We start from the raw sequence: 11,123 nt of genomic DNA, 5'->3' as shown, positions 1-11,123 counted from the left end.
GGTCAGACAGGGGCCGCGTCCTTCACCGGCGGGGCCGGAGCCGGATCGTCGGATCCGTCCGTGCCGTCCGTGTCGTCGGGGCCGTCCGTGTTGCCGACGCCCCCGGTGCCGCCGCCTCCGGCCCGGCGGCGACGCCGTACCAGGAAGATCGCCAGCGCGAGCGGCGGCACCACCACGACCAGCCACGGCAGGACCGTCCCCAGCACGGTGAGCAGCACCTTCACGAAGGACACCAGCCCGTTCCAGCCGCTCTTCAGCCCGCCGAGGAACCCCGCCGGCTCGTCCGAGGGCTCCTCCACCACCACGACCGGCCCGACCAGCCGCAGCGACAGCGTGGCCATGCCGACCTGCGCGGCCAGCTCCTTCTGCTGCGCCTGGAGCGACTCCAGGTCCGCCTCGCGGCCGGCGATCTCCCGCTCCACGTCCAGCACCTGGCCGATCGTGTCGGCCCGCTTCAGCAGGCTGCGCAGCGACTCCAGGGCCTGCTCCGCCGACTTCAGCCGGCTCTCCACGTCGGCGACCTTCAGCGTGACGTCCTCGGTGCCCTGCTCCAGCCTGAGCTGCCTGCCCAGGTCCTTGCCCAGCGTGGCCAGCACCTCGTTGTAGCGGGCGGGCGGGATCTTGAACTCCAGGAGCGCCGAGGCCCGCGCGTCGTCGGACGAACGGCTCTCCTCCCTGGCCAGGTAGCCGCCCGCCGTGGTGACCGTCTGCTTGGCCTGCTGGACGGCGGCGGCGACGTCCTCGGCCCGTACGGTCATGCTCGCCTTGTAGATCACCTGACGGTTCTGCTGGGTGACCTCGACGCCCGACGCCGCGTTCGCCGGGCGCCTCTGCGCCGGTGTGGGCCGCGCGGTGGCGGCGCTCTCCGGCGCCGTCACGTCCCGCGCGACCGCCTTGGCGGAATCGACCTGCGCCATCGGCACGTCCGCCCCGCCCGTGGCGCTCTCGCCGGCGCCCCCGCACGCGGACAGCAGCAGCGCGGCCAGGACGCCCGTCAGCACGATCTGCGATCTCCTCATGCCCCTAAGACGGACCCCTGTACGCACCGGTTTGAACCGTCGCGTCACGGTACGGTCACACGCCCCGGAAACGGGGCCGCGCCCGCGGGACGGTAGCGTCTGAACCGTGGCAGGCAAACAGGCACACGTGGTCGTCATCGGCGGCGGGATCTCCGGGCTGGCCGCCGCCTGGCACCTCAGGCAGGGCGCGGGCGAGCGGGTCAAGGTGACCGTCCTCGACGCCGCCCCGCGCATCGGCGGCAAGCTGTACGCGTCCGAGGTCGCCGGCGTCAGCGTCGACGCGGGAGCCGAGTCCATGCTGGCCAGACGGCCCGAGGGCAAGGACCTGGCCAGGGCCGTCGGCCTCGGCGACGACCTGGTCGGCCCCGGCTCCGCCGGCTCGGCCGTCTACACCAGGGGCGCGCTGCGCCCGCTGCCCAAGGGCCAGTTCATGGGCGTGCCCGGCGACCTGGCCGAGCTGGCCAGATCCGGCATCGTCTCGCCCGGCGGGCTGCTGCGGGTGCCGCTCGACCAGATCCTGCCCGCCACCCTCGTGCGCACCGACGTGTCCGTCGCCGCCTACATCCGCGCCAGGATGGGTCCCGAGATCGTCGAACGCCTGGTGGAGCCGCTGCTCGGCGGCGTCTACGCGGGCCGCGCCGACAAGCTTTCGCTGGAGGCCACGATGCCGCGGGTGGCCGCCGCCGCCCGCGCCGAACGCTCGCTGCTCGCCGCCGCCCGCCAGATCACCCGCGAGGCGCCCAAGAACGCCGGCCCGGTCTTCACCTCGCTCAGAAACGGCATCGGCAGCCTGCCCGAGGCCGTGGCCAAGGCGTCCGGCGCCGACATCAGGACCGGCGTCACCGTGCGCGAGCTGGCCCGCACCGAGCACGGCTGGCGGCTCGTCACCGGCCCGGTGCCCAGGCCCGAGGTCGTCGAGGCCGACGCCGTCATCGTCGCCGTGCCCGCGGCCCCCGCGAGCCGCCTGCTCAAGGCCGAGGTGCCCAAGGCGGCGAGCGAGCTGGCCAGGATCGAGTACGCCAGCATGGCCGTCGTCACCCTCGCCTACCCGGTGTCCGCCTTCCCAGAGCCGCCCTCGACCAGCGGCTACCTCGTCCCGCCCGTCGACGGCCGGGCCGTCAAGGCCGTCACGTTCAGCTCCGTCAAGTGGCCGCACCTCGCCCGCGACCTGGTGATCCTGCGCTGCTCCATCGGCCGCGTCGGCGAGGAGCACCTGCTCCAGCGCGACGACGAAGACCTGGTCGCGCTCGCCCGCGCCGAGATGGCCGAGGTCATGGGCGTCCGCCAGGAGCCCGCCGACACCCGCGTCACCCGCTGGGGCGGCGGCCTGCCGCAGTACAACGTCGGCCACCTCGACCGGGTCGCCCGCGTCCACGCGGCCGTGGCCGGGCAGCCCTCGCTGGCCGTCTGCGGCGCCGCCTACGACGGGCTCGGCATCCCCGCCTGCGTCGCGACCGCCCGCACGGCGGCCTCCCGGATTCTGGACCACCTGGGCCGAGGAGGAGAATGACAGGCATGACAGAGGGCACGACGCGGCTCAAGGCCCGCGATCTCAACCAGGTGATCCGTTACACGATGTGGTCGGTGTTCAAGGCCGCCGAGCCGGTCCCCGGCAGCCGGGAGAACATCGCCGACGAGGTCGAGGAGCTCCTGGAGCAGGCGGCCGGCAAGGACGTGGTCACCCGCGGCCTCTACGACGTGGCCGGGTTCCGCGCCGACGCCGACTACATGTTCTGGTGGCACGCCCCCACGGCCGAGGACCTCCAGGACGTCTACTCCCGCTTCCGCCGCACCGGCCTGGGCCGCCACAGCACGCCCGTCTGGTCGGCGATGGCGCTGCACCGGCCCGCCGAGTTCAACAAGTCGCACATCCCGGCGTTCCTCGCCGAGGAGGAGCCGCGGGCGTTCGTCAGCGTCTACCCGTTCGTCCGCTCCCTGGAGTGGTATCTGCTGGACGACGCCGAGCGCCGCGCCATGCTCGCCGAGCACGGCCAGATGGCCCGCGGCTACCCCGACGTGCGGGCCAACACGGTGGCGTGCTTCGCGCTCAACGACTACGAGTGGATGCTCGCCTTCGAGGCCGACGAGCTGCACCGCATCGTCGACCTGATGCGTGAGCTGCGCGCCGCCCAGGCCCGCCGCCACACCCGGCTGGAGATCCCCTTCTACACCGGCGTGCGCAAGCCCGTCCAGGAGCTCGTCAACGCCCTTCCCTAGCGAGCCGTCCCGGGCTCCCGGGTTGGCCTGATCGGCTGACGGGACCGCACCCTGTTTGTCACAATCAGGGCAGTTGCCGGGTCCGGCCCCAGGGAGCGCCCACGTGAAGGAGCGCACAGGTCACCACCGCGCCACCACCGCGCGGCCGTCCCTCTTCGTCCGGACCGGGGCCGCGACGCCACGCGCCCGCCGAGGCCGCCGACGGCGCCCCTCGCGCAGGCCGTGGGGCCTTGCGGTGGCGGCGCTCGCCGTGCTCACCGGCGTCCTGCTCACCGGCGCCCTGCTCACCGCCCACGCGCCCCTGTCGACGACCGCCCCGGACGACGCGTACGCCCAGCCACCCGCTCCATCGGAGACGTACCTCCGAGGGGGGACGGGCGCGGAGGGGCCGGGGACCGGCACGGACGGCGGGGACGGGCGCGGGGGCCAGGCTGTGGCGACCGGCTCCGGCGAGCCGGCAGGTCACCCCGGCGCTCCTGGTGAGGCCGTCCCCGGTGAGGGAGCGGGCGGGACCGTCCACGAGCCGGATGGTGCGGAGGGGGATCCGTCCAGGCACACCGATCATGACGCGGTCACGTACTTCCGGAGCCGGTGGGACGACAGGGCGGCGGGCCACGTGAAGGACATCCGCACCATCGGCGGATATCTCCGCATCTACACCACCCTGCCGGAAACAGCGGGCAACTCCCGGCAGGCCCTCACCCTGTGCGAGCGCGGCCTGAGCTACCTCCAGGACACGGGCACCGCTGCCCCGGTGGTCTTCGTGCACGCCAGGTTCGGCGAGAACGGCAACCCGGTGCTCGCCAACATCCTCGGCCCAGGCGACACCACCTGCCGCGTCACGCACCCCGCCCCCGGCTGACGGAGGCGAGGGGCAGATGGGGGCCCGTCCCGGAGCCGCCTCGGTGGCGGGACCGGGGGCTCGACGGGACGGGCTTCACGAGATCACCCGCGGGCCGTTCCGGGCGCTGGCGCGCCACCCGGCCGGCCGGGCCGATCGCCGGCGGCGCCAGCACGGGCGTGGGCTGTGCCGCTCGGGCGATCCTGCGTGTGATCTCACCCCATGGAGGAGGCGATGACACCCCCTTGTCGTCAAAGACGCATTTTCGCCCCAGATTGGATGCTTCCCCCTGCGGAGATCTCCTTTTGCCGTATCTCGTACCCTGGACGTATGGACAAGGTGGTCAAGAGCGAGGCCGAGTGGCGGGTCCAGCTCTCTCCTGAGGAGTTCCGCGTGCTCAGGCAGGCGGGCACCGAGGCGCCGTACACCGGCGAGTACGTCGACACGAAGACCGAGGGCGTCTACACGTGCCGCGCCTGCGGGGCCGAGCTGTTCACCTCCGGCACGAAGTTCGAGTCGCACTGCGGCTGGCCCAGCTTCTACGAGCCGTCGGAGAACGACGCCGTCACGCTGATCGAGGACCGCAGCCACGGCATGGTCCGCACGGAGGTGCGCTGCGCCCGCTGCGACTCGCACCTGGGGCACGTGTTCCGCGGCGAGGGCTATCCGACGCCGACCGACGAGCGCTACTGCATCAACTCGGTGTCGCTCCGGCTCGACCCCTCGGAGTGATCGCCCGGCGACTCCGCGTATCGATCGCCGGGCCAGGGTAAACATTTCCCGTGCGTCCTGTGCACTTTCGTCACCGCTGGGTGACGATCGAGACGATCGGCCGTGTCGTCACCCAGCGGTGCGACGTGTGCGCGAAGACCCGGGTGCGGGTACGGTGAGCCGGCGTCCTTCCGGGGTTCTGTCGGGGGCGCCGGGTAGGTTGTGACGCATGGCATCGCCGTACATCGAGCTTGAGGTGGGGGAGCGGACCGTCAAGGTCACCAACCCCGACAAGGTCTACTTTCCGGAGATCGGCGCGACCAAGCGTGAGCTGGTCGAATACTACGTGAGCGTGGGCGACGGGGTGCTGTGCGCGCTGCGCGACCGGCCGACCAACCTCAAGCGCCACCCCGACGGCGTGCAGAACGACGCCATTTACCAGAAGCGGATGCCGCCCAAGCATCCCGACTGGCTGCGGACGGTCACCGTGACCTTCCCCAGCGGGCGCACCGCCGACTCGCTGCGGGTGACCGAGGTGGCCTCGATCGCCTACTGCGCCAACCTCGGCACCATCGACTTCCACCCGTGGCAGGTGCGCGCGGCCGACGTCGAGCATCCCGACGAGCTGCGCGTCGACCTCGACCCGCAGCCGGGGCTGGAGTTCGGCGCGGTGCGCCGGGCCGCCGCGCTGACCCGCGAGGTGCTCGACGAGCTCGGCATGACCGGCTTCGTCAAGACCTCCGGCAACCGGGGCGCGCACATCGCGGTCCGCATCGAGCCGCGCTGGGACTTCGTCCAGGTGCGCCACGCCGGCATCGCGCTCGCCAGGGCCGTCGAGGCGCGTGATCCGGGCCTGGTGACCACCGCCTGGTGGAAGGAGGAGCGCGGCGACCGCGTCTTCATCGACTTCAACCAGAACGCCCGTGACCGCACCGTCGTCAGCGCCTACTCGGTGCGCGCCCAGCCGCACGCCCCGGTCTCCACGCCGCTCACCTGGGACGAGCTGGCCGACGCCGACCCGCGCGACTTCGACATCCGCACGGTCCCGGCCCGCTTCGCCGAGCTCGGCGACGTGCACGCCGCGATCGACGACCGCGCCCACTCGATCGAGCCGCTGCTGGAGCTCTACGCCAAGGACGAGCGGGGCGACATGCCCTATCCGCCCAACTATCCGAAGATGCCCGGCGAGCCCAAGCGCGTCCAGCCCAGCAAGGCCCGCGAATAATGAATGGCGATCCTCGCATCCCGGGCATTACGCTCGCGGCTGTGTCGAACGACGTCCATACTCCGGCCCTGGGAAGGTGAGTTGATGTTCCGCCCTGCGCCATGCGCGCCTCGTCACTTCGTCATCCGCATCTGCCCCTGACCCGGGGCGAGGCCCGCACGGCGCTTCCTTGCTGCTCGACAAGCACCATTCCGGCAAGGAGAACCCAGGGTGTCCACCAACAAGATCCGTACCGTCACCGACACGTTCGCGTGCGTGCGCTGTGGGCTGACCGTGGCCGCAGCCGGTCCCGACGGGACCCGGCGCAACCACTGTCCGAGCTGCCTGCACTCGCTGCACGTCCTCGACCGTGCCGAGGGCGGCCCGTCCGAGTGCCGGTCGCGCATGACCCCGATCTCGATCGCGGTGCTGCGCAGCGGCGACTGGATGATCATCCACCGCTGCACCCGGTGCGGTGAGCTGACGTCCAACCCGATCTCCGGGGACGACAACCAGCTCATCCTCATGCGCATGGCCGTACGCCCGCTCGCTCAGCCGCCGTTTCCGCTGGAAACGTTCGGCGACCTGTGACGGGAGCGGACATGCCACGCAGGAAACCGGACCCGCGCAGGCCGCAGCGGCGCAAGGACGTCCGTCACGGCGAGCCGGGCGACGCGTTCCGATGCGTCGGCTGCCGCCTCGACGTGCCCGTCCTCGCGCCGGGCACCGCGCACCGCAACCACTGCCCGCACTGTCTGACGAGCCTGCACGTCGACCACCGCGTCCCCGGTGACCGGCGGGCGGGCTGCCGCGGGCGGATGGCGGCGCTGAGCGTGTCCGTGCGGCACGACGGGGAGTGGCTGATCATCCACCACTGCCAGTCGTGCGGCGGGCTCAGCGCCAACCGCATCGCGGGCGACGACAACGCGCTCGCGCTGCTCCGCATCGCGATGCGCCCGCTGTCGGACCGGCGTCTGCCGGTCAACGCGCTGCTCACGCTGTAGCGCGCCGCAGGAAGGCACGGGACCCATGACGAAGGGTTCCGTGCCTTCCGCCTTTCACCGGCCGCTTCACCGGGGAGGGAAGGGGCATGAAGGCACGGGAGATCCGCGTCAGGATGCGCCCCCGGGCGGTCGACGAGCCGCACCGCGCGGCGAGCGAGCTGGAGCTGCTGTTCGACCTCACGTTCGTGGTGGCGATCGCGGCCGCCACCGCGCAGTTCGCCCACGCCGTGGCCGACGGCCACGCGCTGCCCGGGCTGGTCCTGTTCCTCCAGGTGTTCTTCGCGATCTGGTGGGCGTGGATGAACTTCACCTGGTTCGCCTCGGCCTACGACACCGACGACGTGCCCTACCGGCTGCTCACGATGGTGCAGATGGGCGGCGTGCTCGTGCTCGCCGCCGGGGTGCCGGCCGCCGCCGACCACGCCGACTTCGGCGCGGTCACGCTCGGCTACTTCATCATGCGCATCGCGCTGGTCGCCCAGTGGGTGCGCGCCGCCGTCGAGGACCCGGCGGGCCGCCGCACCGCGCTGCGCTACGCGGCGGGCATCACCGTCGTGCAGGCGGGGTGGGTGCTGCGTCTCGTCCTCGTGGAGGCGGGCGCGGTGCCGGATGGGGCGCGGCTGCCGCTGTTCGCCGCGCTGGCCGCCGCCGAGCTGGCGGTGCCGGTCTGGGCCGAACGCGCCGGGCGGACCCACTGGCATCCGCACCACATCGCCGAACGCTACGGGCTGTTCACGATCATCCTGCTCGGTGAGAGCGTCCTGGCCGCGACCCGGGGCGTCGCGGGCGCGCTGGCGGCGGCCCGGACGAGCGCCCCCCTGGTCGTCATGGCCGTATCGGGGCTCGTGCTGCTGTTCGCGCTGTGGTGGATCTACTTCCTCCTGCCCGCGGGCGAGGGGCTGGAGGAACGGCCTCATCTGTCCTATCTGTGGGGGTACGGGCATTACGGCGTGTTCGCCGCGCTGGCCGCGCTCGGCGCCGGGCTGGAGGTGGCCGCCGAGCAGACCGGGCACGACGTCACCGCCACGCCCGTGGCCATCGGCTACGCCGTCGCGATCCCGGCCGCGGTGTTCCTCGTCCTGTTCCGGCTGATCCACGGGACCGTCGTGCGCGCCGGCGTCACCCATCCGGCCGTGATGCCCGGGTACGCCCTGGTCATCCTGCTCCTGCCGCTCGCGGCGCCCCGGGCGGGGGTGTCGGCCGTGGTCGCGGGGATCGCGGCCGCCTGCGTGCTGCTGATCGTCACCGTCGTCGCGATCGGCCGCCGGCCCCCGGCGGTCAGTCGCCGAACTCCAGATGCAGGGCGCGGGTGAAGTCGGCGACGGCCTCCTCGTGCCGGTCGAGGTCCTGAAGGATCTCACCGCGCACCCGGTAGGCCCAGATGTACTCCTCGTCCAGCTCGACGGCCCGGTTCAGGTCCTTCAGCGCCGCCTCGTTGTCGCCCAGCTCGCTCAGCACCGCGCCCCGGCTGCCCAGCGCCCGGTCGTTGTCGGGGTCGAGCTCGACGGCCCGGTTGAGGTCGGCCAGCGCCTCCTCGTAACGGTCGATCATGCGCAGCGCCTCGCCGCGCCTGCTCAGCGCCCGGACGTAGTCGGGGTCGGCCTCCAGGGCGCGGCCGTAGTCGGAGATGGCCTCGGCATACAGGCCCATCCGCTGGTAGAGGTCGCCGCGGGCCAGCCACGAGTAGGCCAGCTCCTCGTTCAGTGCGATGATCTTGGCGTGCTCGTCCAGCGCCTCGTCGAACCGGTCCAGGTCGGCCAGCGCGTCGGCCTTGGCCTCCAGGATCCACAGCGACTCGGGCGAGAGCGTCAGCGCGTGCTCGAAGTCGGCCATGGCCTCCTCCATCCGGCCCAGCGACGCGTACGCCTGGCCCCGCGAGCCCAGCGCGTAGGAGCTGTCGGGCTCCAGCCGCAGCGCCTCGTCGAAGTCGGCCACCGCCGCCTCGAACCGCTCGACGATCCGGTGGCTCTCCCCGCGCAGCCGCCAGGCCCGCGCGTTGCCGGGCACGAGCGCGATCGACTCGGTCAGGTCCGCGATCGCCGCGTCGTGCCGCCCCAGCGCGATGTACGACTCGGCGCGGCTGCGCAGCACCGAGGCCCGCGACTGGGCCGCCGCCTCGGACAACCCCGTCAGCTCCGGCAGCTCCGGCATGATCCCCTCGCTCATGAGCGCAATCTATCGCGCGACATACGGATCACGATCGGCTTTTCCGGGGCTGATCGCGTACGCGGGTGATCACGCCGGTGGCGGGCCGAATCGACCGCTCGCACCCGACCGTAAAGCCGATTACGGCGAAAAATCCCGACATAATGGCCAACTGTGCGCATTGACCTCACCTGGCCGGATTCCGCCGACGAAGAGCTCCAGTCCGCCGTCCACCGCGTGATGCACGCCGTCGCCGGGCTCGGCGGAGCCATCGGCTACCCGGAGCCCCCCGGCCGCGAACAGACCGACCCCTGGCTGGAGGAGGTGCTCAAGGCCGTCAGGGACGGCGACGCCCGCCTCGCCCTGGCCCGCGTGGACGGCACGGTCCAGGCGATGGGCCTGTGGCGGCGCTCCCCGCACGCCGTGTTCACCCGCACCGCCGAGGTCGCCAAGATCATGGCCCACCCGTCGGCGCGCGGCCTGGGCCTCGGCAGGCTCGTCGTCTCCGCGCTCACGGCCAGCGCCCGCGCCGCCGGGCTGGAGACGCTCACGCTCAGCGTGCGCGGCAACAACCACGGCGCCATCGAGCTGTACGAGGAGCTCGGCTTCACCGAGTGGGGCCGCCTGCCGAACGTGGTCGAAGTGGGCCGCGAACGCTACGACGAGGTGCACATGTCGATCGCCCTGGGCCGGACGCCCGACGTGATCCCGCGCGGCTCCGGCCCCGGCGGCCCCGGCTCGTCCCCCCGCCGCCGCCCCTAGCCCACAGCCCGGGCACACCGGGCCGCCGAGACGGGCGCACCGGCCACCCGCGCCGGGCCATGAGCGCGTGCGGGTCGTCCAGGCCCGTCAGGCGCACTCCTCACGCCGGGGAACCCGGCCTTCCGGGCGCGGGCCCGGCGGGTCATAGGATCGGGGGCATGGAGCTGGTCCCCGGCGTGCACGTCGCCGTCACCGACCGCCACGGCGGCGTCAGCGCCGGCCCGCACGGCACCCGCAACCTCGGCGGCGGCACCGGCGACGACCCCGCCGCCGTCCGCGCCAACCGCGCCGGCGTGGCCGCCGAGCTCGGCGTGCGCGCGATCGTGTTCATGCGCCAGGTGCACGGCGCCGAGATCGCGTACGTGAGCGAGCCGTTCGGCGACGACCCGCCACCCGTCGACGGCGTGTTCACCACCGAGCCCGGCCTCGCGCTCGCCTCGCTCGGCGCCGACTGCCCGGCCGTGCTCGTGGCCGACCCGGTCGCGCGCATGGTGGGCGCCGCCCACTCCGGCCGGCCCGGCACCGAGGCGGGCATCGCCGCCGCCCTGGTCGCCGCGATGGCCGGCAAGGGCGCCGTGCCCGCCCGGATGGCCGCGCTGATTGGGCCCGGCGCCTGCGGCCGCTGCTACGAGGTGCCCGCCGAGCTGCGCGACCGCGTCGCCGCCACCGTGCCGCAGATCCACTCCACCACCTCCTGGGGCACCCCGGCGCTCGACCTGCGCGCCGGCATCGAGGCCCAGCTCCGCGAGGCCGGCGTCGCCGACGTCCGCCACGACGACCGCTGCACCATCGAGACCACCGACCTCTACTCCCACCGCCGCCACGACCCCGGCCGCTTCGCCGGCCTCATCTGGCTCACCTGACCCGCCGCTCTCCCACCCCGCCGGAGAGCACCGAGCCTTAACCGCAACACCCCGCGGTCCCCCAGCGAGAGCTTCGGGCGCCCGCCGGACTTCTCCGAGCACCCACCGCGTGCCCCTGAGCGCCCGCTCGGTGCCCGCCCCGAGAGACCGGCGGCGGCCCTATCTGGGCGCTCGCGCGGTGCCCGCCCTGGGTGACCGGCGGCCCTCCCCGAGCGCTCGTCGGGTGCCCGATGGCGGTCAGCCCTCGGCGGGTGCCGTCCCGCGCACGGCCGTGGTGGGCGTCGGTTCGGGGGCGACAAAGACGGCGGGGGTTTTTCGTCGATCTTCACGCCTCCCCGTACGGGCGCGTCCTGGCAG

General features: G+C 73.1%; 12 protein-coding genes. 10 read left to right on the top strand and 2 right to left on the bottom strand.

Features of this window, described 5'->3' with window-relative positions; all coding sequences use genetic code 11:
• Nucleotides 1-2 precede the first annotated feature (2 nt).
• Nucleotides 3-1,019: a DUF4349 domain-containing protein gene (locus AB0J53_RS06555; protein WP_364169173.1), complete on the bottom strand. Its 1,017-nt coding sequence runs from the start codon at nucleotides 1,017-1,019 to the stop codon at nucleotides 3-5.
• Nucleotides 1,020-1,125: 106 nt separating this feature from the next.
• On the opposite strand from AB0J53_RS06555, the gene hemG reads away from it, so the two are divergent.
• From hemG to AB0J53_RS06515, 8 genes are all read left to right on the top strand, one after another.
• Nucleotides 1,126-2,529, top strand: a complete 1,404-nt coding sequence (hemG, locus tag AB0J53_RS06550; RefSeq protein WP_364169170.1) for a protoporphyrinogen oxidase — start codon at nucleotides 1,126-1,128, stop codon at nucleotides 2,527-2,529.
• Nucleotides 2,530-2,534: 5 nt separating this feature from the next.
• Nucleotides 2,535-3,236 carry a hydrogen peroxide-dependent heme synthase gene (gene hemQ / locus AB0J53_RS06545; protein WP_219518729.1) on the top strand — a complete coding sequence of 234 codons (702 nt, stop codon included), beginning with the start codon at nucleotides 2,535-2,537 and terminating at the stop codon, nucleotides 3,234-3,236.
• Nucleotides 3,237-3,339: 103 nt separating this feature from the next.
• Nucleotides 3,340-4,098 carry a hypothetical protein gene (locus tag AB0J53_RS06540; protein ID WP_364169166.1) on the top strand — a complete coding sequence of 253 codons (759 nt, stop codon included), beginning with the start codon at nucleotides 3,340-3,342 and terminating at the stop codon, nucleotides 4,096-4,098.
• Between the two features lie 309 nt (nucleotides 4,099-4,407).
• Nucleotides 4,408-4,809 carry a peptide-methionine (R)-S-oxide reductase MsrB gene (gene msrB / locus AB0J53_RS06535; protein ID WP_219518735.1) on the top strand — a complete coding sequence of 134 codons (402 nt, stop codon included), beginning with the start codon at nucleotides 4,408-4,410 and terminating at the stop codon, nucleotides 4,807-4,809.
• A 208-nt stretch (nucleotides 4,810-5,017) separates the two neighbouring features.
• The gene (gene ligD, locus AB0J53_RS06530; RefSeq protein WP_364169162.1) at nucleotides 5,018-6,013 is read left to right on the top strand and encodes a non-homologous end-joining DNA ligase; all 996 of its coding nucleotides are present in this window, start codon (nucleotides 5,018-5,020) and stop codon (nucleotides 6,011-6,013) included.
• A 210-nt stretch (nucleotides 6,014-6,223) separates the two neighbouring features.
• Entirely contained in the window at nucleotides 6,224-6,583 is a 360-nt protein-coding gene (locus AB0J53_RS06525) for an RNHCP domain-containing protein (protein ID WP_219518740.1), read from the top strand.
• Between the two features lie 11 nt (nucleotides 6,584-6,594).
• Entirely contained in the window at nucleotides 6,595-6,996 is a 402-nt protein-coding gene (locus AB0J53_RS06520; protein ID WP_219518742.1) for an RNHCP domain-containing protein, read from the top strand.
• 86 nt (nucleotides 6,997-7,082) lie between these two features.
• Nucleotides 7,083-8,309 carry a low temperature requirement protein A gene (locus AB0J53_RS06515; protein WP_364169158.1) on the top strand — a complete coding sequence of 409 codons (1,227 nt, stop codon included), beginning with the start codon at nucleotides 7,083-7,085 and terminating at the stop codon, nucleotides 8,307-8,309.
• On the opposite strand, the gene AB0J53_RS06510 is transcribed toward AB0J53_RS06515, so the two are convergent.
• Nucleotides 8,275-9,162 (bottom strand): tetratricopeptide repeat protein, encoded by an 888-nt coding sequence (locus AB0J53_RS06510; protein ID WP_364169155.1) that lies wholly within the window; start codon nucleotides 9,160-9,162, stop codon nucleotides 8,275-8,277. The genes AB0J53_RS06515 and AB0J53_RS06510 overlap by 35 nt on opposite strands.
• Before the next feature lie 153 nt (nucleotides 9,163-9,315).
• Between AB0J53_RS06510 and AB0J53_RS06505 the strand changes: the two genes are divergently transcribed.
• Nucleotides 9,316-9,903 carry a GNAT family N-acetyltransferase gene (locus AB0J53_RS06505; protein WP_364169152.1) on the top strand — a complete coding sequence of 196 codons (588 nt, stop codon included), beginning with the start codon at nucleotides 9,316-9,318 and terminating at the stop codon, nucleotides 9,901-9,903.
• Between the two features lie 158 nt (nucleotides 9,904-10,061).
• Complete coding sequence (gene pgeF / locus AB0J53_RS06500) at nucleotides 10,062-10,766, top strand: peptidoglycan editing factor PgeF (RefSeq protein ID WP_364169149.1); 705 nt, start codon at nucleotides 10,062-10,064, stop codon at nucleotides 10,764-10,766.
• The last annotated feature ends 357 nt before the right edge of the window (nucleotides 10,767-11,123 follow it).

It is taken from the genome of Nonomuraea sp. NPDC049725 (genome assembly GCF_040674795.1).
Taxonomy (GTDB): Bacteria; Actinomycetota; Actinomycetes; order Streptosporangiales; family Streptosporangiaceae; genus Nonomuraea; species Nonomuraea ceibae.
The sequence above is the reverse complement of the archived record's forward strand: the minus strand, read 5'-3'. Positions and strand labels throughout refer to the sequence as shown.

Excerpts from the sequence above, each read along its gene's own strand:
- msrB (WP_219518735.1), top strand. The coding sequence starts at position 4,408 with ATGGACAAGGTGGTCAAGAGCGAGGCCGAGTGGCGGGTCCAGCTCTCT.
- AB0J53_RS06510 (WP_364169155.1), bottom strand. The coding sequence starts at position 9,162 with ATGAGCGAGGGGATCATGCCGGAGCTGCCGGAGCTGACGGGGTTGTCC.
- AB0J53_RS06520 (WP_219518742.1), top strand. The coding sequence starts at position 6,595 with ATGCCACGCAGGAAACCGGACCCGCGCAGGCCGCAGCGGCGCAAGGAC.
- AB0J53_RS06515 (WP_364169158.1), top strand. The coding sequence starts at position 7,083 with ATGAAGGCACGGGAGATCCGCGTCAGGATGCGCCCCCGGGCGGTCGAC.
- pgeF (WP_364169149.1), top strand. The coding sequence starts at position 10,062 with ATGGAGCTGGTCCCCGGCGTGCACGTCGCCGTCACCGACCGCCACGGC.
- ligD (WP_364169162.1), top strand. The coding sequence starts at position 5,018 with ATGGCATCGCCGTACATCGAGCTTGAGGTGGGGGAGCGGACCGTCAAG.
- AB0J53_RS06555 (WP_364169173.1), bottom strand. The coding sequence starts at position 1,019 with ATGAGGAGATCGCAGATCGTGCTGACGGGCGTCCTGGCCGCGCTGCTG.
- hemQ (WP_219518729.1), top strand. The coding sequence starts at position 2,535 with ATGACAGAGGGCACGACGCGGCTCAAGGCCCGCGATCTCAACCAGGTG.